The 24707-nt window shown below is 63.2% G+C and carries 13 protein-coding genes; 6 read left to right on the forward strand and 7 right to left on the reverse strand.

Annotation, left to right across the window (positions count from 1 at the left end; translation table 11 throughout):
• Nucleotides 1–15: 15 nt before the first annotated feature.
• The 5 genes from rfaP to glnE form a co-directional block, all read right to left on the reverse strand.
• Nucleotides 16–822: a lipopolysaccharide core heptose(I) kinase RfaP gene (rfaP, locus tag HB675_RS02880; RefSeq protein WP_213875571.1), complete on the reverse strand. Its 807-nt coding sequence runs from the start codon at nucleotides 820–822 to the stop codon at nucleotides 16–18.
• Entirely contained in the window at nucleotides 819–1943 is a 1125-nt protein-coding gene (locus HB675_RS02885) for a glycosyltransferase family 4 protein (RefSeq protein WP_213875572.1), read from the reverse strand. The genes rfaP and HB675_RS02885 overlap by 4 nt, the downstream gene beginning before the upstream one ends.
• 16 nt (nucleotides 1944–1959) lie before the next feature.
• Nucleotides 1960–3030, reverse strand: coding sequence for a lipopolysaccharide heptosyltransferase I (gene waaC, locus HB675_RS02890; RefSeq protein ID WP_213875573.1), 1071 nt, complete (start codon nucleotides 3028–3030; stop codon nucleotides 1960–1962).
• A gap of 1 nt (nucleotide 3031) precedes the next feature.
• On the reverse strand, nucleotides 3032–4081 hold the full coding sequence (gene waaF, locus HB675_RS02895; protein ID WP_213875574.1) for a lipopolysaccharide heptosyltransferase II: 1050 nt from the start codon (nucleotides 4079–4081) through the stop codon (nucleotides 3032–3034).
• A 148-nt stretch (nucleotides 4082–4229) separates the two neighbouring features.
• Nucleotides 4230–7151, reverse strand: coding sequence for a bifunctional [glutamate--ammonia ligase]-adenylyl-L-tyrosine phosphorylase/[glutamate--ammonia-ligase] adenylyltransferase (gene glnE / locus HB675_RS02900; protein ID WP_213875575.1), 2922 nt, complete (start codon nucleotides 7149–7151; stop codon nucleotides 4230–4232).
• Between the two features lie 396 nt (nucleotides 7152–7547).
• On the opposite strand from glnE, the gene aceE reads away from it, so the two are divergent.
• From aceE to msrA, 4 genes are all read left to right on the forward strand, one after another.
• On the forward strand, nucleotides 7548–10193 hold the full coding sequence (gene aceE, locus HB675_RS02905; RefSeq protein WP_213875576.1) for a pyruvate dehydrogenase (acetyl-transferring), homodimeric type: 2646 nt from the start codon (nucleotides 7548–7550) through the stop codon (nucleotides 10191–10193).
• A gap of 11 nt (nucleotides 10194–10204) precedes the next feature.
• Nucleotides 10205–12160: a dihydrolipoyllysine-residue acetyltransferase gene (aceF, locus tag HB675_RS02910; RefSeq protein ID WP_213875577.1), complete on the forward strand. Its 1956-nt coding sequence runs from the start codon at nucleotides 10205–10207 to the stop codon at nucleotides 12158–12160.
• A 382-nt stretch (nucleotides 12161–12542) separates the two neighbouring features.
• On the forward strand, nucleotides 12543–15236 hold the full coding sequence (locus HB675_RS02915; RefSeq protein WP_213875578.1) for an EAL domain-containing protein: 2694 nt from the start codon (nucleotides 12543–12545) through the stop codon (nucleotides 15234–15236).
• Between the two features lie 59 nt (nucleotides 15237–15295).
• Nucleotides 15296–15943, forward strand: coding sequence for a peptide-methionine (S)-S-oxide reductase MsrA (msrA, locus tag HB675_RS02920; RefSeq protein WP_213875579.1), 648 nt, complete (start codon nucleotides 15296–15298; stop codon nucleotides 15941–15943).
• A gap of 116 nt (nucleotides 15944–16059) precedes the next feature.
• Here msrA and rlmJ read toward each other — a convergent pair whose 3' ends face one another.
• Complete coding sequence (rlmJ, locus tag HB675_RS02925; protein WP_213875580.1) at nucleotides 16060–16899, reverse strand: 23S rRNA (adenine(2030)-N(6))-methyltransferase RlmJ; 840 nt, start codon at nucleotides 16897–16899, stop codon at nucleotides 16060–16062.
• Nucleotides 16900–16973: 74 nt separating this feature from the next.
• On the reverse strand, nucleotides 16974–18461 hold the full coding sequence (putP, locus tag HB675_RS02930) for a sodium/proline symporter PutP (RefSeq protein WP_213875581.1): 1488 nt from the start codon (nucleotides 18459–18461) through the stop codon (nucleotides 16974–16976).
• A 355-nt stretch (nucleotides 18462–18816) separates the two neighbouring features.
• Between putP and putA the strand changes: the two genes are divergently transcribed.
• A complete protein-coding gene (putA, locus tag HB675_RS02935) occupies nucleotides 18817–22770 on the forward strand; it encodes a trifunctional transcriptional regulator/proline dehydrogenase/L-glutamate gamma-semialdehyde dehydrogenase (RefSeq protein WP_213875582.1) in 3954 nt (1317 codons plus the stop codon).
• A gap of 121 nt (nucleotides 22771–22891) precedes the next feature.
• Entirely contained in the window at nucleotides 22892–24694 is a 1803-nt protein-coding gene (locus tag HB675_RS02940) for an acyl-CoA dehydrogenase (RefSeq protein WP_213875583.1), read from the forward strand.
• Nucleotides 24695–24707 lie beyond the last annotated feature (13 nt).

Raw genomic sequence — 24707 nt, forward strand, 5'->3', positions numbered from 1 at the left:
CTCTCGAAAAAAACCTCAAAGCGCGTCTCCGTAACGAAGTTTGCGGTCGTACAGTTTCTGCGCCTTGGGTTCGAGCCAGGCCAGCAGGCGAGCCTCCTCGCGCAGAATGTCGCGCAACGGCCGCTGAAAGTAACCGCGCAGAAAGCGCAGTTTGTCACGGCGAGTCAGGCCGATGTCCAACGCAGAAAAGTACAACGCGGCCAGGTCCTTGTCGCGCCAGCGACGGGTGATCTGCCCGCGCACCTGGGCGCGGTGCAGGTCGATCAACGACAACCTGAAATGGTCGGGGGTGATGGCCTGGTCGGTGTGCAATAAAAAGTGCGCCAGGTAGCAATCCCGGTGATTGACCCCGGCGCGGTGCATGGTACCGGTCATCCGCGCCACCTCGGTGACCAGCGCCCGCTTGAGCCGTGGCTGCGGGGGCTGAGTGGGCCAGGGCATGCAGAAATCTTCCAGGCTGATGGTCGGCGCCAGCTCTTCGGTAATGATGAAGGAATGCTGCGCCGACGGATCATTGCCGCGCTCGCCATAGGCAACGGCCGTCATGGTCGGCACACCCGCTTCGGTCAGCCGCTCGATGGCCCGCAGCTCTTGCCCGGCACCCAGTACCGGCAGCTTGGCGCTCAACAGGTTCTTGGCGATCTCGCCCCAGCCGATACCTCGGTGGATCTTGACGAAGTAGCCGCGCCCGGCTACTTCCGTACGCAGCGTGCGGCGGTTTTCCAGTTCGCGGTAGACCTCGCCTTGCAGCTGCTCGACCTCGACGAACGGATCACCGCCGGCCCACAGACTCTCGAAGGGCTCGAGCAACAGCAGCTTCATGCGGCCCCCCGGGCAAGAATCACATCGGCGGCATGCTGCGGCATGCTGTAGATGTCGGCGGTATCGGCAAACACCAGGCCGTTTGCGCCCCAGCGCGCACGGGCCTCGTCGTCCTCAAGCATACGTACCAGATGCTGATTGAGCTGAATCTGATCAAACGGCTCATCCAGCACCAGGCCGCCATCCGCTTCAGCGATATAATGGGCATAGCCGCAGACCGCCGAGACCAGCACTGGCAGACCGGCTACCAGTGCTTCCAGCAGCACGGTACCCGTGTTTTCGTTGTAGGCGGGATGAATCAGCACGTCAGCCCCCAGCAGGAAACGCGGGATATCGCTGCGCCCCTTGAGAAACTGCACCCGATCCCCCAGCCCCAGAGCCGCACTTTGCACCTGGAACACCTTGGGGTCGTCCTGGCCAATAACCATCAGCCGCACACGTTTTTTCAGCTCGCCCGGCAACGCGGCGATGGCCCTGAGGGTGCGGTCGACGCCCTTGGTCTTGAAACCGGAGCCGATCTGCACCAGCAGCAGTTCATCATCTTCAAGCATGAACTCACCGCGGAACTCGGCACGAATCTCGGCGGCATTGGCCGGGGCGCGACGGTCCAGGGAGATCCCTGGCGGCAACAGGTGGAAGCGTTCGAGCGGGGTGTGGTAATGCTTGATGAACAGCGGCTGCTGCACTTCGGAAATCATCAGGATCTGCGTCGTGGCGTCGGCGGCGAACACCGCGCGCTCGTACTCGGCGAAGTGCTTGTAGCGGCTCCAATAGCGATAGAACGCGTGGCGCAGGTTCTGCGCCTTGTCTTCGTAGCAACCGTCGGCGGCGTAATACACGTCCAACCCGGCCATCTTGTTGAAGCCGATCAGACGGTCCACCGGACGCTTGGCCAGGTCGGCGTTCATCCACTTGAGCATCTTTTCATTGCGACTATGGTTGGACAGCGCCTTGACCGGCACCACCAACACCTCGAAGCCAGGGGGCACATCGCCTTCCCAGATCAGGGTATAGACACGAATTTCGTGACCGCGCTGCTGGCACTCAAGGGCAATGCGCATGAAATCGCGCTGCAGGCCGCCGAACGGAAAGTATTTATAGAGCACAAAGGCCAGTTGCATCAGCTTGGATCCTGCATCAACGTAACTCCTCGGCCAGCAGCAGGGCACTGAGGCGGGCCGCCACTCGCTCGGAGTTCAGGCGAGTGAAGCACAGCGGCCACTCGCGTTTAAGGTCGAACCGGGCCTGATCCTCGGGCGTCGGCTGGTAGGTGCATTTTTTCTTCAGGCAAGGTGCGCAGGGCCAATCGCTGGCGATGTGGACCTGGCTGCGCCCATAGGCGCCGGTCAGGACCGGGTTGGTAGGGCCGAACAGCGACAGCGTCGGCACGTCCAGCGCCGCTGCCAGGTGACCCAGGCCGGTGTCCACCGCCACGCAGGCACTGGCCTCGGCCAGCACTGCGGCAACCCCGGCCAGGTTCAGCCGTGGCAGTACCTTGACGCTGTCGAGCCCCGCCGCCAGGCGCTGGGCCCGGGCAAACTCGGCGTCGTTGCCCCACGGCAGGCGCACTTCGATCCTGGCACTGGCCAGGCGCACGGCCAGGTCGCGCCAGTAGGCCTCCGGCCAGAACTTGGTGTCCCAGGTGGTGCCGTGCAGAAACACCACGTAAGGCGCCAGCCGCCGGCCACCGACGGGCCGCAGGGGATTCAGGCCGTAATCGCCCATGACGTCCGGCAAATCGTAACCCAGTGCCAGCGCGAACAGCCGACGCAGACGCTCGACCGCGTGCTGGATGCTGCGATGCCCCACTGCCAGGCGCCGATCATAGAAATGGCTGGCCAGGGGTTCGCGCACGGAGCGACGGTCCATCCCGGCCACCGGGGTGTTCTTGACATAGCGGGTCAGCCAGGCGCTCTTGAACAGCCCCTGAGCTTCGATCACCAGGTCATATTTCTGCTCGCGCAGCTGCTTCTTGAACCCGCCCCACTCGCCGCTTTTGACCGCTTGCCATGGGGCGCCGCGCCAACGCCTCATGGCCACCTTGATGACCTTGTCCACTGCCGGGTGCCAGGAAGGGATTTCGGCAAAGCCCTCTTCCACGACCCAGTCGAAACGGATGCCGGGAATGGCTCGGGCCGCATCGGTCAGAGCTGGCAGAGTATGGATGATGTCGCCCAGGGACGATGTCTTGATGACCAGCACACGCAATTCAGTTGACCTCGCTCATTACATCGACCGGCGGCGGCCCGTCCAGTCGCAGCAAGGCTTCGTTGACCTGCCGAGGCTCCAGCAGGCGCAAGCAATTATAGTGACCGAAACGGCAGGTGCGGTCGAAGCACGGGCTGCATTCCAGGCCCAGGCGCACCACTTCGACCTGATCGGCCAAGGGCGGCGTAAAACCTGGGGAGGTCGAGCCGTACACCGCCACCAACGGCCGATCCAGCGCCGCCGCGACGTGCATCAAGCCCGAATCATTGGACACCACTGCGTCGCTGCACGACATCAGGTCGATGGCTTCGGCCAGGGACGTCTCGCCACTGAGGTTGACGGCCTCCTCGCGCAGGCCGGGGATCAGCCGCTGGCGAATGTCCTCGCCCACCGGATGATCCTTTTTCGAGCCGAACAGCCAGACTTGCCAGCCTTCGCGAATGCGTGCTTCGGCGACCTTCGCGTAATGCTCCGAGGGCCAACGCTTGGACTCACCGAACTCGGCGCCGGGACACAGGGCCAGCACCGGGCGATCCAGCATCAGACCGAACTTGGCCAGCGCCTGATCGCGACTGGCCGCCTCGATCTGCAGGCGCGGCCGTGGGTACGGCTGCTGCAGCAACGCGCCCGGCTCATGGGCCAAGGCCATGAAGCGTTCGATCATCAGCGGATAACGGGCCTTGTCGAGGGTGCGCACGTCGTTGAGCAGGCCATAGCGGAACTCGCCGCGCCAGCCGGTGCGCTTGGGGATGCCGGCAAAGAAAGGCACCAGCGCCGACTTCAGCGAGTTGGGCAACAGGATGGCCTGGTCGTACTGCCCCTTGAGCGCCTTGCCGATACGCCGGCGAGTCGCCAGCGCGAGGGCGCCGTGACCGAGCGGAAAGCTCAAGGCCGCGCGCACTTCGGGCATGCGCTCGAGCAACGGGCGGCTCCATTCGGGTGCCAGCACGTCGATCTGGCAGCCCGGATGCTGCTGTTCAAGGCTCTGGAACAGGGTCTGCGCCATCACCATGTCACCGACCCAGCTGGGTCCAATGATCAGAATTCTCATAGTTTTCCAGATTAAACGAAGGCTTGCGGGAGCAGGGCTTGCCCGCGATGGGCTCAACGCGATAGCGCTGATGGTCCGCAGCGCCTGCATCGCGGACAAGCCCTGCTCCCACAGCGCCCGGCTCCGACCCCTGCGGATACGGGGGCCCTCAGGTCAACCCCAACTCACCCCAGATACGCCGAACCTCGCGCCGTTCATTGATGAACTGATTGCCGCTGACCACGCCCGCCTGCTTCTGCAAGGCCTGCCGGTGTGCCGCCGAACGATAGGCCTTGTAGGCCTCGCGCAACAGGCTGGCATCGGCGCCAGGCAGCAAGCCCGCCTGCTCAAGGCCTTCGAGGATGCGGATGTTATCGGTGTACTGCAACAGGCCCGGATGCTGGCCCGACCACGCCAAGGCCGCGTATTGCACCATAAATTCAATATCGACGATACCACCGGCGTCCTGCTTGAGGTCCAGCGGAGCGTTGGCGTCGAAAGCGTTGGTGCCGGTGCCCGCAGCAGTGACCCGGCTGCCGAGGTTGTCGCGCATCTTCGCGCGCATCTCGCTGACCTCCACGCGCAGGGCCGGCAAGTCCCGAGACTGGCTCAAGACCCTGGCCCGCACCTGCTCGAATGCACTGGCCACCCGCGGGCACCCCACCAGCACCCGAGCACGCACCAGCGCCTGATGCTCCCAGGTCCATGCCTCTTTCTCCTGATAGCGCTCGAACGCACTGATGGAGCTGACCAGCAGCCCCGCCGCACCGGAAGGCCGCAGGCGCATGTCGACCTCATACAGTTGCCCGGAGTTGGTGTGCGCGGTCAGCATGTGAATGATCCGCTGCCCCAGGCGGGTAAAAAACTGGGCGCTGTCGATCGGCTTGGCCCCGTCGGTTTCGGCATTGGCGTCGGCGTCATGGATGAACACCAGGTCGAGGTCCGAGCCATGGCCCAGCTCGATCCCGCCGACCTTGCCATAGCCGACAATCACGAAGCCCGGATCACAAGGGCTGCCATCCGTGCGCAGCGGCGAACCGTGGCGCGCGACGGTCTGCCGCCAGGCCAGGGCCAGCACCTGCTCCAGGATCGCCTCTGCCAGCCAGGTCAGGTAGTCGCTGACCTTCATCAACGGCAGGTTGCCGGCGATTTCCGATGCAGCCACCCGCAGGTTGTGGGCCAGCTTGAAGTGCCGCAGCGCCTCCATCTGTTGCTCAAGGTCGTCCTCGGGAATGCGCGTGAGGCGCTCGCGCAGTTCGGCGGCAAGCTCCGGCGCGAAGGGCGGGCTGAACAGCCGGTCCTCATTGAGCAACTCGTCGAGCAACAATGGAAAGCGGGTGATCTGCTCGGCGATCCACGGGCTGGCGGCACACAGTGTGAGCAAGCGGCGCAGAGCATCCGGGTTTTCGGTGAGCAGGACCAGATAGGCGGAGCGCCGCGCCACAGCCTCCACTAACGGCAGCACCCGTTCGAGGACCAGGTCCGGGTCGGCGTGCTCCACCGCCTGAGCCAGCAAGCGCGGGATGAACGCATCGAGGCGCTCGCGACCGACCCGCTGCATGGCGCGCAGTTGCGGGCTGACGCGCAAGTCGGCGAGGCGCTTGAGCGCCCGGGCGGCGTCATGGAAGCCGGCCTCTTCCAGTTGCCGACGTGCCGCCTCCTCGTGCTGATCTTCCTCCCACAACGGCAGCCATTCGCCACCCACAGAGAGGTCGCCCGTGGCGCCTTCTTCCTCATCTGGATCCGCGATCACCTGCCGGAAGTGCCAGTCGATACGGCCACGCCAGTGCATCAGCTGTTGATGAAATGACGCCCAGTTCGCAAAGCCCATCATCAGGGCGATGCGCGCCTGATCCAGCGCGCCGTCGGGCAGCATCTGGGTCTGGCGGTCAGCAATGGCCTGAATCGCGTGCTCGGTGTAGCGCATGAACGCGTAGCCGTCACGCAGTTCATTGACCACGGCCGCTGGCAGATAACCCTGGCCTTCCAGTGTCGCCAGCACCCTGAGCAAGGGGCGCTGTTGCAGGCTCAGATCGCGGCCACCATGGATCAGCTGGAACGCCTGGGCAATGAATTCCACTTCACGAATGCCGCCAGCCCCCAGCTTGATGTTGTCGACCATGCCCTTGCGTCGGACCTCCTGCTGGATCAGCTGCTTCATGGTGCGCAGTGCCTCGATGGCGGAAAAGTCCAGGTAGCGCCGGTACACGAAGGGCCGCAGCATCTCCAGCAAACGTGCGCCAGCCACTTTGTCTCCGGCCACTACACGGGCCTTGATCATGGCGTAACGCTCCCAGTCGCGCCCTTGATCCTGGTAATACTGCTCCAGCGCATTGAAACTCAGCACCAGCGCGCCTGACGAGCCATAAGGACGCAGGCGCATGTCGACACGAAAGACGAACCCGTCGACCGTCACTGGGTCCAGCGCCTTGATCAACCGCTGGCCCAGGCGAATGAAGAATTCCTGATTATCCAGCGGGCGTTTGGTGCCTTCGGTTTCGCCGCCTTCCGGGTAGCCGAAGATCAGATCGATGTCCGATGACAGATTGAGCTCCACGGCGCCCAGCTTGCCCATGCCCAGAACCACCAAGTGCTGCGCTTCACCGGTGCGCCGCCCCTTCGGCGTGCCGAACTGCTGGCAATGTCGCGGGTACAGCCAGTGGTAGGCCTGATCGATGCAGGCATCGGCAAGGTCGGACAGGTCGCGACAGGTGTGCACCAGGTCCGCCTGGCGGGTCAAGTCACGCCAGATGATGCGCACCTGCTGGCGCGTGCGCTGACGACGCAACAGGCGTCCCAACTGGTCCTCGGACTCGGCAACGCTCACTGCAGCGGTGATCTGGGCGCACAACTCGCCAGCCTGGAAAGCCCGCTGCAACTGGCCACTGGCGTGCAGCTCAAGCAGCAGCGCCGGGTCTTGTTGAACCTGCTGATAGACGAAATCACTGGCTGTGCAGACCCGGTCGAACTGGGACCAGAAGTCTTCAGGCCAGGGAATGTCAGTCTGCGCGGCGGCCATGAAGCCTTCGCGACGAGGTTGGGTCAGTGCTTGCACCAACGGGGGCAGATCGACCAGCTCAGGCAGGTTCATGGTCTATCCTTGATCGGCGTGTTAAAGGTAGTCACCGAGCCGACAGGCAGAGGGCATAATGGCCAGACTGTCGTACAAAGGTAATAAATAGCTGTAGTTTTATGAAATTTGGCAGAAAGCATCGCAAGTCAGCCCGCAAAGATTTATTTTTAACCCGCAGTATCGGTTTTTCTCACAAGCTGACAGGGTTCCGGGTATCGCTACCCTGTAGTTTTGCTACTGAGGCCATTCAGCAGGAATATGAATTGATCCTCGATTTGTAGTAAAACTACACGCCGTCAGAACGGCTCGACCCGAGCCACACCCGGCAATCCAAGAATTCAATATCGTCTGCCCACAAGGCCAGTCGCAAACTCAGGCTTCGATTCTGGAAGCCTTTCCGCCCTGGAGCAAGCCATGCAAGACCTCGATCCCGTCGAAACCCAGGAATGGCTGGACGCCCTGGAGTCGGTTCTCGACAAAGAAGGCGAAGACCGCGCTCATTATCTGATGACCCGTATGGGCGAACTGGCAACCCGCAGCGGTTCCCAGCTGCCATATGCCATCACCACGCCATACCGCAACACGATCCCCGTCACCCACGAAGCACGCATGCCCGGCGACCTGTTCATGGAACGCCGCATCCGCTCGCTGGTGCGCTGGAACGCCTTGGCCATGGTGATGCGTACCAATCTGAAAGATTCGGATCTGGGCGGTCACATCTCCAGCTTCGCCTCCAGTGCGACGCTGTATGACATCGGCTTCAACTACTTTTTCCAGGCGCCAACCGACGAGCATGGCGGCGACCTGATCTACTTCCAGGGCCACGCTTCGCCTGGCGTCTACGCCCGCGCCTTCATGGAAGGCCGCATCAGCGAAGACCAGATGAACAACTTCCGCCAGGAAGTCGATGGCAAGGGCCTTTCGTCCTACCCGCACCCTTGGCTGATGCCTGATTTCTGGCAGTTCCCGACCGTTTCCATGGGTCTGGGGCCGATCCAGGCGATCTACCAGGCACGCTTCATGAAGTACCTGGAAGCCCGTGGCTACATCCCGGCTGGCAAGCAGAAGATCTGGTGCTTCATGGGCGACGGTGAGTGCGACGAGCCGGAATCCCTGGGCGCAATCTCGCTGGCAGGCCGCGAGAAGCTGGACAACCTGATCTTCGTCATCAACTGCAACCTGCAGCGCCTCGACGGCCCGGTTCGCGGCAACGCGAAAATCATCCAGGAACTCGAAGGCGTGTTCCGTGGCGGTGGCTGGAACGTCAACAAGGTGGTCTGGGGCCGTTTCTGGGACCCACTGCTGGCCAAGGACGTCGACGGCATCCTGCAACGCCGCATGGACGAAGTCATCGACGGCGAATACCAGAACTACAAGGCCAAGGACGGCGCGTTCGTCCGTGAGCACTTCTTCAACTCGCCGGAACTCAAGGCCATGGTCGCCGACCTGACCGACGACGAGATCTGGAAGCTCAACCGTGGCGGCCACGACCCGTACAAGGTCTACGCGGCTTACCACCAGGCCGTGAACCACAAGAACCAGCCCACCGTCATCCTGGCCAAGACCATCAAGGGCTACGGGACCGGTGCCGGCGAAGCGAAGAACACGGCGCACAACACCAAGAAGGTCGACGTCGACAGCCTGCGCAAATTCCGCGATCGCTTCGACATCCCGGTCAAGGATGCGGACCTCGAGAACCTGCCATTCTTCAAACCCGAGGAAGGCAGCGCCGAGGCTCGCTATCTGGCCGAACGTCGTGCCGCACTGGGCGGCTTCGTGCCCCAGCGCCGGACCAAGAGCTTCAGTGTGCCGACGCCACCGCTGGACACCCTCAAGGCCATCCTCGATGGCTCGGGCGACCGCGAAATTTCCACCACCATGGCCTTCGTGCGCATCCTGTCGCAGCTGGTCAAGGACAAGGAAATCGGCCACCGCATCGTTCCGATCATTCCCGACGAAGCCCGTACCTTCGGCATGGAAGGAATGTTCCGCCAGTTGGGCATCTACTCGTCCGTCGGCCAGCTCTACGAGCCTGTCGATAAAGACCAGGTGATGTTCTATCGCGAGGACAAGAAGGGCCAGATCCTCGAAGAAGGCATCAACGAAGCCGGCGCCATGTCGTCGTTCATCGCGGCCGGTACCTCGTACAGCAACCACAACCAGCCGATGCTGCCGTTCTACATCTTTTACTCGATGTTCGGCTTCCAGCGCATCGGCGACCTGGCCTGGGCCGCTGGCGACAGCCGCACCCGTGGCTTCCTGATCGGCGGCACCGCCGGCCGGACTACCCTTAACGGTGAAGGCCTGCAACACGAAGACGGTCACAGCCACATCCTGGCCGGAACCATCCCGAACTGCCGCACCTATGATCCGACCTACGGCTACGAGCTGGCGGTGATCATCCAGGACGGCATGAAGAAAATGACCGAAGAGCAACAGGACATTTTCTACTACATCACCGTGATGAACGAAGCCTACACGCAGCCTGCCCTGCCGGCCGGCGCCGAGGAAGGCATCATCAAGGGCATGTACCTGCTCGAGGAAGACAAGAAGGAAGCGGCGCACCACGTCCAGTTGCTGGGCTCGGGCACCATCCTGCGTGAAGTCCGCGAAGCGGCGATCATCCTGCGTGAACAGTTCAACATCGGCGCTGACGTGTGGAGCGTGACCAGCTTCAACGAATTGCGCCGCGATGGCCTGGCCGTCGAGCGCTTCAACCGCCTGCACCCGGGCCAGAAGCCTCAGACCACCTATGTCGAGCAGGCACTGACTGGCCGTAAAGGTCCGGTCATTGCGTCCACCGACTACATGAAGATCTTCGCCGAGCAGATCCGCCAGTGGGTTCCTTCCAAGGAATTCAAGGTGCTGGGCACCGACGGTTTCGGCCGTAGCGACAGCCGCAAGAAGCTGCGTCACTTCTTTGAAGTCGATCGCCACTTCGTTGTGCTGGCAGCCCTGGAAGCCCTTGCTGATCGTGGCGACATCGAACCCAAGGTCGTGGCTGAAGCCATTGCCAAGTTCGGTATCGACCCCGAGAAACGCAACCCACTGGACTGCTGAGGAGAACTTTCGTGAGCGAACTCATTCGCGTACCTGACATCGGCAGCGGTGAAGGTGAAGTCATTGAATTGCTGGTCAAGGTCGGCGACCGCATCGAGGCCGAGCAGAGCCTGCTCACCCTCGAGTCGGACAAGGCCAGCATGGAAGTGCCGGCCCCCAAGGCTGGCGTGATCAAGAGCATCAAGGTCAAGCTGGGCGACCGCCTGAAAGAAGGCGACGAACTGCTGGAGCTGGAAGTCGAGGGCGCCGCCGAGGCGCCCAAGGCGGCCGCCCCTGCTGCTGCGCCGAAAGCCGAAGCAGCCCCAGTCGCTCCGGCGGCACCGGCAGCTCCTGCTCCAGCCGCCGCGGCGTCGAGCCAGGATATCCATGTTCCGGACATCGGCTCGTCGGGCAAGGCACAGATCATCGAGATTTCGGTCAAGGTCGGCGATACCGTCGAAGCTGACCAGTCGCTGATCACCCTGGAATCGGACAAGGCCAGCATGGAGATTCCATCGCCAGCGGCCGGCGTGGTCGAGAGCATCAGCGTCAAGCTCAACGACGAAGTCGGTACCGGCGACCTGATCCTCAAGCTCAAGGTGCAAGGCGCAGCCCCGGCGGCAGCACCTGCCACTGCACCGGCTCAGGCTCAGGCTGCTGCGGCTCCGGCACCGGCTGCTGCGCCTGCAGCGCCAGCCGCCGACAGTGTTCAGGACATTCATGTCCCGGACATCGGTTCGGCCGGCAAGGCCAAGATCATCGAGGTACTGGTCAAGGCCGGCGACACCGTGGCCGCTGACCAGTCGCTGATTACCCTGGAATCGGACAAGGCCAGCATGGAGATTCCGTCTCCTGCGGCCGGCGTGGTGGAAAGCGTCAGCATCAAGCTGGACGATGAAGTCGGCACCGGCGACCTGATCCTCAAGTTGAAGGTCAAGGGCGCGGCACCGGCACCGGCTGCGGCGCCAGTCTCGGCTGCGGCTGCACCGGCCCAGGCGGCGGCCGCGCCTGCTCCGGCCAAGGCTGAAGCAGCGGCACCTGCCGCTGCTCCGGCGGCTGCCAGCGGTGCCAAGGTTCACGCCGGCCCGGCCGTGCGTCAGCTGGCTCGCGAGTTCGGCGTCGAGCTGAGCGCCGTGGGCGCTACCGGCCCGCACGGTCGTGTCCTCAAGGAAGACGTGCAGGCTTACGTCAAATCGATCATGACCCAGGCCAAAACCGCTCCGGCCGCTGGCGCGGGCGCGACCGGCGGCGCAGGTATTCCACCGATTCCCGTGGTGGACTTCAGCCGCTTCGGTGAAATCGAAGAAGTGCCGATGACGCGCCTGATGCAGGCGGGTGCCACCAACCTGCACCGCAGCTGGCTGAACGTGCCGCACGTGACCCAGTTCGACCAGGCTGACATCACCGAGTTGGAAGCTTTCCGCGTGGCCCAGAAAGCCGTGGCGGAAAAGGCCGGCGTCAAGCTGACCGTCCTGCCCCTGCTGCTCAAGGCCTGCGCCCACTTGCAGAAGGAACTGCCGGACTTCAACAGCTCGTTGGCGCCCAGCGGCAAAGCGATCATCCGCAAGAAGTACGTCAACATCGGCTTTGCCGTAGACACCCCGGATGGCTTGCTGGTGCCGGTGATCAAGAACGTCGATCAGAAAAGCCTGCTGCAACTGGCCGGCGAAGCGGCGGCGCTGGCCGAAAAAGCCCGCACCAAGAAGCTGTCTGCGGACGAGATGCAGGGCGCCTGCTTCACCATCTCCAGCCTCGGTCACATCGGCGGTACCGGCTTCACGCCGATCGTCAATGCACCGGAAGTGGCGATCCTCGGCGTCTCCAAGGCCACCATCCAGCCGGTCTGGGACGGCAAAGCCTTCCAGCCCAAGCTGATGCTGCCGTTGTCGTTGTCCTACGACCATCGCGTCATCAACGGTGCCACTGCCGCACGCTACACCAAGCGCCTTGGTGAGCTGCTGGCGGACATCCGTACACTGCTGCTATAACCCGCCTGACCCCGGCGCTGCTGCCGGGGCCACGCACGCCTTTGCGGGCACTTGGCCCGACCTCAAAATCCCTGCCCTCCGGCGGGGATTTTTTTGCCTCGAATCAATGCTATCCGTCTGGCGAATGAGGGCCGATACACAAGGGCCATTTGCTGAGGATTGATCGAGCTTTTCAGTGTAAACAAGCGCCAGGCATCAAAAAAGCCTATCGGATCCAGATTTCCAACCCTGAAATTACAGAAATTCGCGACGTGGCCGACAACATAGAGGCAAGGCGCCACTGTATTGCTTGTCAGTCTGTCGCGCTTGATGCAACCTTACTGCACGCGCTGGTTCACGCAGTCGAACGGTGGCGCATAGCACTCCCTTAAGTGAGCTCTCAATGAAAAGCCAACCGGATGCCGCCAGCCGCATGGTGGCCGAGGTCGTGACGCAGCTACCGGTGCCTTCACGGCTCGGCATGCTTCGTTTCGAGCGGCTGAACGAGGCCAACTGGGCGTTGCTGTTCCTCGACCCCAACTGTGAAAAGCACTTCGGCCTGCCGGCTTCCGAGCTGTGCGCCCTGATCGGCTCGCCCTACGCGAGCCTCATGGAGCCCGAGGCACGCTATCAACTGCACGACGCCGTCCAGCAGCAGTTGGCCGATAAAAACAACTACCGCATCCGCTACACCCTGCACACCGCTCAAGGGCCGTTGCATCTGCTGGAAATCGGCGAAGCCTACAAGCAGCACAATCGCCAGTTGCTGCGCGGTTATCTGCTCGTGGTGGACCCGGCCGAGCCGCTGGCGGCCAGCCCCAGTGCCAACGAACTGGAAACCCAGAACAGCCGGCTGCAGGCCGCCCTGGAGCTGAACCAGAAGACCCAGCAGGAACAGCTGCACCATCTGGAACGGGTCCGCGCCCAGCAGGCGTTGATTCTGCGTCTGGCCCGCCAGCGCTACCAGACGAACGACCCGTTGCTCGAAGCCGCCGAGCTGATCACGCGCAGCGCCTGCCAGATCTACGCTGTCGAATCCGCGAGCCTGTGGAATCTCGACGGCGACCGGCTGGAGCCGATCACCAGCTTCAATCGGGGGGATGACGCTTATCGTGCGTTGGCCACTCTGGACATCGGCCAATACCCCAATTACCTCGACGCGCTGCACACCAGCCGCGCGGTCAACATCAACGATGTCAGCAGCGACCCACGCACCCGAGAAATGGCCCCCAGTCTACGCAAGCGCGATGTCGCCGCCCTGCTGGACGCCGGCATTCGCGTGGACGGCCAACTGGTGGGCGTGCTCTGCCTGGAGCAGACCGGCACATCACGGGTCTGGCAGGCGGACGAGATCGCCTTTGCCGGGGAATTGGCCGATCAATTTGCCCAGGTCATCAACAACCACCGCCGCCGGACCGCCACCAGCGCCCTGCATCTGTTCCAGCGCGCGGTGGAACAAAGCGCCAATGCGTTTTTGCTGGTCAACCGCGATGGCATCGTCGAATACGTCAACCCGAGCTTCACTGCGATCACCCAATACAGCTCGGATGAAGTCCAAGGGGTGCGGCTGTCCGAGCTGCCGGCACTGGAAAATCTCAGCGAGCTGATGTTCGACGCCCGTTCGAGCCTGGCCAGCAACAACAGCTGGCAAGGCGAATTCAAGAGCCGACGCAAAAACCTCGAACCCTACTGGGGCCAGCTGTCGATCTCCAAGGTGTATGGCGATGACCGCGAGCTGACCCACTACATCGGCATCTACGAGGATGTCACCCAGAGCAAGCTGGCCCAGCAGCGCATCGAGCGCCTGGCCTACACCGACAACCTGACCAGCCTGGGCAACCGTCCGGCCTTCATTCGCAACCTCGATGAACGCTTTGCCCGAGACAGCGACACGCCCATCAGCCTGCTGCTGGTGGACATCGACAACTTCAAGCGCATCAACGACAGCCTGGGTCACCAGACCGGCGACAAGTTGCTGATCAGCCTGGCCCGGCGCCTGCGCAACAGCCTCAGCCCCAGCGGCAGCCTCGCGCGCTTTGCCAGCAATGAGTTCGCGGTACTGTTGGACGACACCGATCTGGAACTCGGCCAACAGATCGCCATCCAGGTGCTCAAGACGCTCGACAAGCCAATGTTCGTCGACAACCAACTGATCAACGTCACCGGGTCCGTAGGCCTGGCCTGCGCGCCGCTGCACGGCCGCGACCCCCAGACCCTGATGAAGAATGCCGGCCTGGCTCTGCACAAGGCCAAGGCCAATGGCAAGCATCAGGTGCAGGTATTCACCGAGGCGCTGAACGCCGAGGCCAGCTACAAGCTGTTCGTGGAAAACAACCTGCGTCGCGCCCTGACCCAGAACGAACTGGAAGTCTTCTACCAGCCCAAGCTGTGCCTGAAGACCGGGCGCCTGCTGGGGCTGGAGGCCTTGCTGCGCTGGAACCATCCGGAAAAAGGCATGATCCGCCCGGACCAGTTCATCAGCGTGGCCGAAGAGACCGGGCTGATCATTCCTATCGGAAAATGGGTTGCACGCCAGGCCTGCCGCATGAGCAAGGCGATGACCGAGGCCGGGCTGGGCCGTCTGCAAGTGGCGATCAATCTGTCGCCCAAGCAGTTCTCCGATCCGGACCTAGTGTCGTCCATCGCCAGCATCCTCACCGAAGAGCAACTCGACGCCGAGTTGCTGGAACTGGAGTTGACCGAAGGCCTGCTGCTGGAGGCCACCGAGGACACCCACCGGCAACTTGACCAACTCAAAAGCCTGGGCCTGACCCTGGCCATGGACGACTTCGGCACGGGCTATTCGTCCCTGAGCTATCTGAAGAAATTCCCGATCGACATCATCAAGATCGATCGCAGCTTCATCCACGAAATCCCGGACAATCAGGACGATATGGAGATCACCTCGGCGGTGATTGCCATGGCCCACAACCTCAAGCTCAAAGTGGTGGCTGAAGGCATCGAGACCGCCGAGCAGCTCGCCTTCTTGCGTCGGCATCGCTGCGACGTCGGCCAAGGCTACCTGTTTGACCGGCCGATCCCCAGCCAGGAACTTATCGAGCGACTGCGTCGCTACCCTCGCGGGCCGGACGTCTGATCGGACACTGTGGCAAAATGACTGTCTACCTAAAGTCATCAGCCCGGAGAGTCGATCTCATGGCCCTGCGCTCGGAAATACTCGTGAACAAGAATGTACTGCCCACTGCCGCCCAAGCCCTGCCTGGCCGTGAAACGCCCATGGCTGTCCCCGACGAACACTTCGTCAATGGCAAGCCGCTGACCGGCCCTTTTGCATCGGGCCTGGAGCAGGCGGTGTTCGGGCTTGGTTGCTTCTGGGGCGCCGAGCGGCGCCTGTGGCAACAACCGGGGGTGTACACCACCGCCGTGGGTTACGCCGGTGGCTTCACCGCCAACCCCACTTATGAAGAGACCTGTTCGGGCCTGACCGGCCACAGTGAAGTGGTGCTGGTGGTGTTCGACCCGAAGCAAACGTCCTATGACGCACTGCTCAAGGTGTTCTGGGAAGCTCACAACCCGACCCAGGGCATGCGCCAAGGTGGCGATATCGGCACCCAGTACCGTTCAGTGATCTATTGCACCAGCGAGGCGCAGTTGCAGGCGGCGCTGGCCAGCCAGGAGGTCTTCCAGGCTGAACTGAGCAAGGCCGGTTTAGGCGAGATCACCACCGAGGTGCAGATGGCGCCAGCGTTCTATTACGCCGAGGCGTACCACCAGCAGTACCTGGCGAAGAACCCGCAGGGTTATTGCGGGCTGGGCGGGACGGGAGTTTGTTTGCCGGCGTGAGCCAGGCAGACCCGCATCAATCCCATCACGGGCAAGCCCTGCTCCCACAGTGTCAGCTCCGATCCAGGGCCGACGCTGTGGGGCAAGACTTGCCTGCGATGTGCCTGGCGCGGTCTTCAGGATTCAGCAATCAACCAATCCAGCGTCCAGCCACCCCGTGTCTGCCCCAGCAGCTGCGCCAGCCATGGCAGCAGCTCGCGTAACTCCTCTTCCAGCCCCCACGGCGGGTTGGCGATCGCCAGGCCCGAGCCGTTCAGCGAGTCCGGTGTGTCCACCGGGTGCACCAGCAACTCCACGCGCAACAGCTTCGGCGCACCGCTGCCGGCCAGGTCCTGATAAAAACGCCGCAAGGCGCGAGGGTCCTTGATCGGGTACCAGATGGCGACCACCGTCTGGCGCATCCGGCTAATGGCTTCCTTCAACGCCTTGGCGCAGCGCTGCAGCTCGTCGAGTTGCTCGAAGGGGGGATCAATCAGCATCACTGCGCGTTTTTCCGGCACCGGCAGCAGGGCACGCGGCACATGCCAGCCCTCCCCCAGGTGCACGGCGACCCGCGGATCCTTTTTCATGTTGTCCTTGAGCAACTGACCGTCTTCCGGGTGCTTCTCGTTGAGCAGCACACGATCCTGCTGGCGCATCAGGCGCCGGGACAGCTCTGGCGAACCGGGGTAGTAACGCAGCTCGCCGTCCGGGTTCATGCGGTTGATCACCCGCAGGTAATCGTCCACCAAGGCAGGGCGATCCGTGGCCTGCCACAAGCGCCCGATGCCCTCCAGCCATTCACCGGTGCGCGTGGCCTGATCGCCGCGCAGGTCGTAAAGCCCCAGTCCGGCATGGGTGTCCAGGTAGGCAAACGGCTGTTCCTTGCGCGACATCAGCGCAATCAGCCGGGTCAGGACGAGGTGTTTGAAGACGTCGGCGTGGTTGCCGGCGTGATAGGCGTGACGATAATTCATGGCAACTCCTGCAAGGCCGGGAAGTTTACCTTGAGCCGACGCACCAGCCAAAGGCCAGCGCGTCGGATGGCGCCTCAGCAGTCGGCCTGATAGGCGGTTTCAGCCGCTTCGAAGCGCTTGACCATATCACCCTCGGGCCGCCCATCCATCCGACTGACCAGGACGATAGACAGCGTGGCGAAGAGGAAGCCTGGAATGATCTCGTACAGGCCCAGCAACGCAAACTGCTTCCAGACCAGCACGGTCACCGCGCCCACCACGATCCCTGCCAACGCGCCGTTGCGCGTCATGCCCTTCCACAACACCGACAGCAGCACCACCGGGCCGAACGCCGCGCCGAAACCGGCCCAGGCATAACTCACCAGGCCCAGCACACGGTTGGCGGGGTCAGCCGCGATACCAATTGCCGCGCACGCCACCAGCAGCACCATCGCCCGACCGACCCAGACCAGCTCCTGCGCCCCCGCCTGCTTTCGCAGGAAGACCTTGTAGATGTCCTCGGTCAGCGCGCTGGAGCAGACCAGCAACTGGGTGCTCAAGGTGCTCATCACCGCCGCCATGATGGCGGACAGCAACACTCCGGCGACCCAGGGATTGAACAGCAGCTTGGCCATTTCAATGAAGACATGCTCCGGGTTGGCCAGGGTCACGCCCGCGTCTGCTCCCACCGCCGCATACCAGGCGAAGCCGAAAAAGCCCACGGCAATGGTGCCGAGCAGGCACAGGATCATCCGGGTCATGGAGATCCGCCGCGCCTTGACGATGGACTTCGCCGAATCGGCAGCCATGAAACGCGTCAGGATGTGCGGCTGGCCGAAATAGCCCAAGCCCCAGCCCAGCAACGAGATCACGCCGACGAACGTCGCGCCCTTGAGCACATTGAAATGCTCCGGCGAGACTGACTCGATGGCCAGGAAGGTGGTGTCGACACCACCGGTGGCCAACACCACAATGATCGGCGTCAGGATAAGCGCGAACAGCACCAGCGTAGCTTGCACGGTATCGGTCCAGCTGACCGCGAGGAACCCGCCGATGAAGGTGTAGGCCACCGTCGCAGCGGCGCCCGCCCAGATTGCAGTGGAGTAAGGCAGGCCGAAGATGGTCTCGAACAACCATGCGCCCGCCACAACGCCGGAAGCACAATAGAGGGTGAAGAACACCAGAATCACCAGCGCCGAAATCACCCGCAGCAGGCCGCTGTGGTCATCGAAGCGCCGCGCCAGGTAGTCGGGCAGCGTCAACGCATCGCCATGATGCTCGGTCTGCACCCGCAGGCGCCCGGCAACCAGACGCCAGTTCAGATAAGCACCGGCGATCAGGCCGACGGCGATCCAGGCTTCGGACAACCCTGAGAGGTAGATCGCTCCAGGCAAGCCCATCAACAGCCAGCCGCTCATGTCCGAGGCGCCAGCCGAAAGGGCCGTCACCACACTGCCCAGCCGCCGGCCACCGAGGATGTAGTCGGAGAGGTTGCGGGTGGAGCGGTAGGCGAGCAGACCGATCGCGACCATTAAAAGGATGTAGATCACAAACGTGATCACGGTTGGATTGCTGGCAAACATAGCCTCAAGCCCCATAGTCATTATTATCGGGAGCAACCCGGAAACCGGTTGCACCAAGCAGGGGCATCCTAGGAGTACCTTCATTTGAGGTGCAACCAGAAACAGAGCGGCGGCCGCGCTGAAAGCCTGATAGATTGCGACAAGAAATTACAGTCACATTTTGGCGCACAAACCCCGGATTTATTGGCCTTCGCACCAGCAAAGAGCAGAGCTTTCCTATTGCCATTTCCACCCATTACCGCTCATGAAATAAGTTCAAATAACTGGTTGCACCTGGTTGCACCCATGTTCACCTCGGGATAACCTTGCGTCAGCTGATGCCACCCGATCGAGTGGCTTTGATGAGGATAAGAAATTGGCGACCACCACCCTTGGGGTCAAACTTGACGACCCGACTCGCGATCGTTTGAAGGCCGCGGCTCACTCCATCGACCGCACGCCGCACTGGCTGATCAAGCAGGCGATTTTCAACTACCTCGAGAAACTCGAGGGTGGCGCGACACTGTCCGATCTCAACGGTATGGGCGACAAGACCGCCGAAGAAATCGGCGAGATCCTGGCCGACCCGACGCATCAATGCTTCCTCGAATTTGCCGAGAGCATTCTCCCGCAGTCGGTGCTGCGCGCGGCCATCACCGGCGCCTACCGTCGTCCCGAGCAGGAAGTGGTGCCGATGCTGCTGGAGCAGGCACGCCTGCCCGTGGCCATGGCCGAAGCCACCCACAAGCTGGCCGCCGGCATTGCCGAAAAGCTGCGCAACCAGAAGAGCGCTGGCGGCCGGGCCGGTATTGTCCAGGGCCTGCTGCAGGAATTCTCCCTGAGCTCCCAGGAAGGCGTGGCCCTGATGTGCCTCGCCGAAGCCCTGCTGCGTATCCCGGACAAGGGCACCCGCGACGCCCTGATCCGCGACAAGATCAGCACGGGCAACTGGCACCCGCACCTGGGCAACAGCCCGTCGCTGTTCGTCAACGCCGCCACTTGGGGCCTGCTGCTGACCGGCAAGCTGGTCTCGACCCACAACGAAACCGGCCTGACCTCGTCCCTCTCGCGCATCATCGGCAAGAGCGGCGAGCCGATGATCCGCAAAGGCGTCGACATGGCCATGCGCCTGATGGGCGAGCAGTTCGTCACCGGCGAGACCATCGCCGAAGCCCTGGCCAACGCCAGCCGCTTCGAGAGCAAGGGCTTTCGCTACTCCTACGACATGCTCGGCGAAGCGGCACTGACCGAGCACGACGCACAGAAGTACCTGGCGTCCTACGAGCAGGCGATCCACTCCATCGGCAAGGCCTCCCATGGCCGCGGCATCTATGAAGGTCCGGGCATCTCCATCAAGCTCTCGGCCCTGCACCCGCGCTACAGCCGCGCCCAGTACGAGCGCGTGATGAGCGAACTGTACCCGCGCCTGCTGTCGCTGACCCTGCTGGCCAAGCAATACGACATCGGCCTGAACATCGACGCCGAGGAAGCCGACCGCCTGGAGCTGTCCCTGGACCTGCTCGAACGCTTGTGCTTCGAGCCGCAACTGACTGGCTGGAACGGCATCGGCTTCGTCATCCAGGCCTACCAGAAGCGTTGCCCGTACGTGATCGATTGCGTCATCGACCTGGCGCGCCGCAGCCGCCACCGCCTGATGATCCGCCTGGTGAAAGGCGCATACTGGGACAGCGAGATCAAGCGCGCCCAGGTCGAAGGCCTGGAAGGCTACCCGGTGTATACCCGCAAGGTGTACACCGACGTGTCCTACATTGCCTGCGCCCGCAAGCTGCTGTCGGTGCCGGAAGTCATCTACCCGCAGTTCGCCACCCACAACGCCCACACCCTGGCGGCCATCTACCATATTGCCGGGCAGAACTATTACCCCGGTCAGTACGAGTTCCAGTGCCTGCACGGCATGGGTGAACCGCTCTACGAGCAGGTGGTGGGCAAGGTTGCCGATGGCAAGCTGAACCGACCGTGCCGGGTCTATGCCCCCGTCGGGACTCACGAAACCCTGCTGGCCTACCTGGTGCGCCGACTGCTGGAAAACGGCGCCAACACCTCGTTCGTCAACCGCATCGCCGACCAGTCGATCTCCATCCAGGAGCTGGTGGCCGATCCGGTGGCAACTATCGAGAAGATGGCCACCCAGGAAGGTGGCTTCGGCCTGCCCCACCCGCGTATCCCGCTGCCTCGCGACCTCTATGGGCCGGAACGTGCCAACTCGGCCGGCATCGACCTGGCCAACGAACACCGCCTGGCCTCGCTGTCGTCGGCCCTGCTGGCCACCGCTCATAACGACTGGAAAGCCGGCCCGATGCTGGGCTGCGCTGCCAGCGAAGGTACGGCCCAGCCGGTTCTCAACCCGTCCGACCTGCGCGATGTGGTCGGTCACGTTCAGGAAGCCACGGTCGACGATGTCGACCACGCCATGCTCAGCGCCTTGAGCGCCGGGCCGATCTGGCAGGCGACCCCGCCCGCCGAGCGGGCCGCGATTCTGGAGCGCGCTGCCGACCTGATGGAAGCCGAAATCCAGCCGCTGATGGGCCTGTTGGCTCGCGAAGCAGGCAAGACCTTCGCCAACGCCATCGCCGAAGTGCGCGAAGCCGTGGACTTCCTGCGTTACTACGCGGTACAGGCGCGTAACGACTTCAGCAACGACGCCCACCGCCCGCTGGGCCCCGTGGTGTGCATCAGCCCGTGGAACTTCCCGCTGGCGATCTTCAGCGGCCAGGTCGCGGCCGCCTTGGCCGCCGGTAACCCGGTGCTGGCCAAACCGGCAGAACAGACCCCGCTGGTGGCGGCCCAGGCCGTGCGTCTTCTGCTGGAAGCAGGCATCCCTGAAGGCGTGGTGCAATTGCTGCCTGGCCGTGGCGAGACCGTGGGTGCCCGCCTGGTCGCCGACGAGCGTGTCAAAGGCGTGATGTTCACGGGCTCCACCGAGGTCGCCCGCCTGCTGCAACGTAATATCGCCGGCCGCCTCGACAACTTCGGCCGTCCGATCCCGCTGATTGCCGAGACCGGCGGGCAGAACGCCATGATCGTCGACTCGTCGGCGCTGACCGAACAGGTGGTGATCGACGTCGTCTCCTCGGCGTTCGACAGTGCCGGCCAGCGCTGCTCGGCCCTGCGCGTGCTGTGCCTGCAGGAAGACTCCGCCGACCGCGTGATCGAGATGCTCAAGGGCGCCATGGCCGAAGCACGCCTGGGCAACCCCGAACGCCTGAACGTGGACATCGGCCCGGTGATCGACGCCGAAGCCAAGGCCGGCATCGAGAAACACATCCAGGCCATGCGCGACAAGGGCCGCACCGTTTACCAAATGGCCATTGCCGACAGCGAAGAAATCAAGCGCGGCACCTACGTGATGCCGACCCTGATCGAGCTGGAAAGCTTCGACGAACTGCAACGGGAAATCTTCGGCCCGGTGCTGCACGTGGTGCGCTACAAGCGCCGCGAGCTGGACCAGTTGATTGGCCAGATCAACGCCTCGGGCTACGGCCTGACCCTGGGCGTGCACACCCGCATCGACGAGACCATCGCCAAGGTCATCGACAACGTCAACGCCGGCAACGTCTACATCAACCGCAACATCGTCGGCGCCGTGGTCGGCGTACAGCCGTTCGGCGGTGAAGGCCTGTCGGGCACCGGCCCTAAAGCCGGCGGCCCGCTGTACCTGTACCGGCTGCTGTCGACTTGCCCGGCAGACAGCATCAGCCAGGCCTTCCTGCGCACCGACGGCAGCATTGCGCCGGACGTACGTCTGCGCGACGCCATGGCCAAGCCATTGCAAGCCCTGCAAGCCTGGGCACAGAGCAATCAGCAAAACGCTCTGGATGAAGTCTGCCAGCAGTTTGCCCAGCAGTCGCAAAGCGGGATCAGCCGCCTGCTCACCGGCCCGACCGGCGAGCGCAACAGCTATTCGATCCTGCCACGCGAGCACGTGCTCTGCCTGGCCGAGGTCGAAGCCGACCTGCTGACTCAACTGGCTGCCGTTCTGGCCGTTGGCAGCAGCGCCGTATGGCCGGACAGCGAGCTGGGCAAGACCCTGCGCGGGCGCCTGCCGAAAGAGGTACAAGCGCGCATCCAGCTGGTCAGCGACTGGAACAAGGATGAGGTGGTGTTCGACGCCGTCCTGCACCACGGCGACTCTGATCAGCTGCGCGGTGTGTGCCAGCAGATCGCCCAGCGTGGCGGTGCCATCGTTGGCGTGCAGGGCCTGTCTCAAGGCGAAACGGCCATTGCGCTGGAACGCTTGGTGATCGAGCGCGCCTTGAGCGTCAACACCGCGGCAGCAGGTGGCAACGCCAGCCTGATGACCATCGGCTAAGGGCTTTGTAACAGCCAACGCCTGCCCCACCATCCCTCGCCATCACGGCGACAAATGATGGTGGGTGCCAGGCGTACGTCCTTGTACTCTCGGCGGATCCTCTACTGCCGGAGCCCGACCTATGCCACAGACGCTGCTCTGCCCGCGCAACCTGGCGTTCGAACTGTACGAGGTGCTCGACGCCCAGGCCTTGACTGAACGCGAGCGGTTCGCCGAGCACAGCCGCGAAACCTTCGATGCCGCCATCGCCACTGCGCGACGGATTGCCGAAGACCTGTTCGCCCCCCACAACCGCAAAGCCGACGAAAACGAGCCACGCTACGAAAATGGCGAGGCGTTGCTGATCCCCGAGGTCAAGGTCGCCGTCGACGGGTTTCTGCAGGCCGGTTTCCTCAACGCCACTCGGGATTTCGAGGCCGGCGGCATGCAGCTGCCGACCCTGTTGTCCCAAGCCTGCTTTGCCCACTTCCAGGCCGCCAACGTTGGCACCACGGCCTACCCATTCCTGACCATGGGTGCGGCCAACCTGATCGAAACGTTCGGTACCGAGGCGCAGAAACGCCGCTTTCTGCACCCGATGATCGAGGGCCGGTTCTTCGGCACCATGGCCTTGACCGAGCCCCATGCCGGCTCGTCCCTGGCCGATATCCGCACCCGGGCCGAACCCTTTGGTGACGGCAGCTACCGGTTGCGTGGCAACAAGATCTTCATTTCCGGCGGCGACCACTCTCTGGCCGAAAACATCGTCCACCTGGTACTGGCCAAGCTGCCGGACGCGCCGGCCGGGGTCAAAGGCATCTCGCTGTTCATCGTGCCCAAGTTTCTGGTCAACGACGACGCCAGCCTGGGCCCCCGCAACGATGTACTGCTGGCCGGCCTGTTCCACAAGATGGGCTGGCGCGGCACCACCTCGACCGCGTTGAACTTCGGCGACAACAGCGAGTGCGTCGGCTACCTGCTTGGCCAGCCCCATCAAGGCATGGCCTGTATGTTTCAAATGATGAACGAAGCACGCATCGGCGTCGGCCTCGGCGCCGTGATGCTCGGCTATGCCGGCTACCTCTATTCCCTGGACTATGCCCGCCAACGCCCACAGGGCCGCCTGCCCGACAACAAGGACCCGGCCACTCGCCCGGTAGCGATCATCGAGCACGCGGACATCCGGCGCCTGTTACTGACGCAAAAGGCCTACGTAGAAGGCGCCTTCGACCTCGCCTTGTACGCGGCTCGGCTGTTCGATGACAGTCAAACCGCCCCCGCCCCTGACGTCCGGGACCAGGCTCGGCAACTGCTGGACCTGCTGACGCCCATCGTCAAATCGTGGCCATCGGAGTACTGCCTCAAAGCCAACGAACTGGCCATCCAGGTGCTCGGCGGCCACGGCTACACCCGCGAGTATCCAGTGGAGCAGTACTACCGTGACAACCGCCTCAATCCCATCCATGAAGGCACCCACGGCATCCAGTCCCTCGACCTGCTGGGACGCAAACTTGGGCAGAACGGCGGCGCCGGGCTCAAGTTGCTGCTCAAGGCCATGTCTCAGACCTGCCAACGCTCGTTGCCCTTCGAGGGGCTGGCGGCGCTGCGCACACCTCTGGAACGGCTGATCAATGCCCTGCAGAAAGTGACCCTCGAACTGCTGGGCGACCTTGCCCAGGGGCAGGTCACCCGCGCTTTGGCCAACTCGGCGCTGTACCTGAAAGTGTTTGGCCACACCGTCATCGGCTGGCGCTGGCTGGAGCAAGCCATCCATGCCGAACAGGGCCTGACGCAGGGCGATGCGGCGGATGAGGATTTCTACCGGGGCAAGTTGCAGGCTGCGCGGTATTTTCTGACGTGGGAAGTGCCCGCTTGTCATCATGAGCTGACGCTACTGCAGGCGCGGGATGATGTGTGCCTGGGGGCCCGGGCGCAATGGTTTTGAGCGACGGCCCTCT

Origin of the sequence: Pseudomonas sp. dw_358, from assembly GCF_018449655.1 — a bacterium.
In the GTDB taxonomy this organism is placed as follows: domain Bacteria; phylum Pseudomonadota; class Gammaproteobacteria; order Pseudomonadales; family Pseudomonadaceae; genus Aquipseudomonas.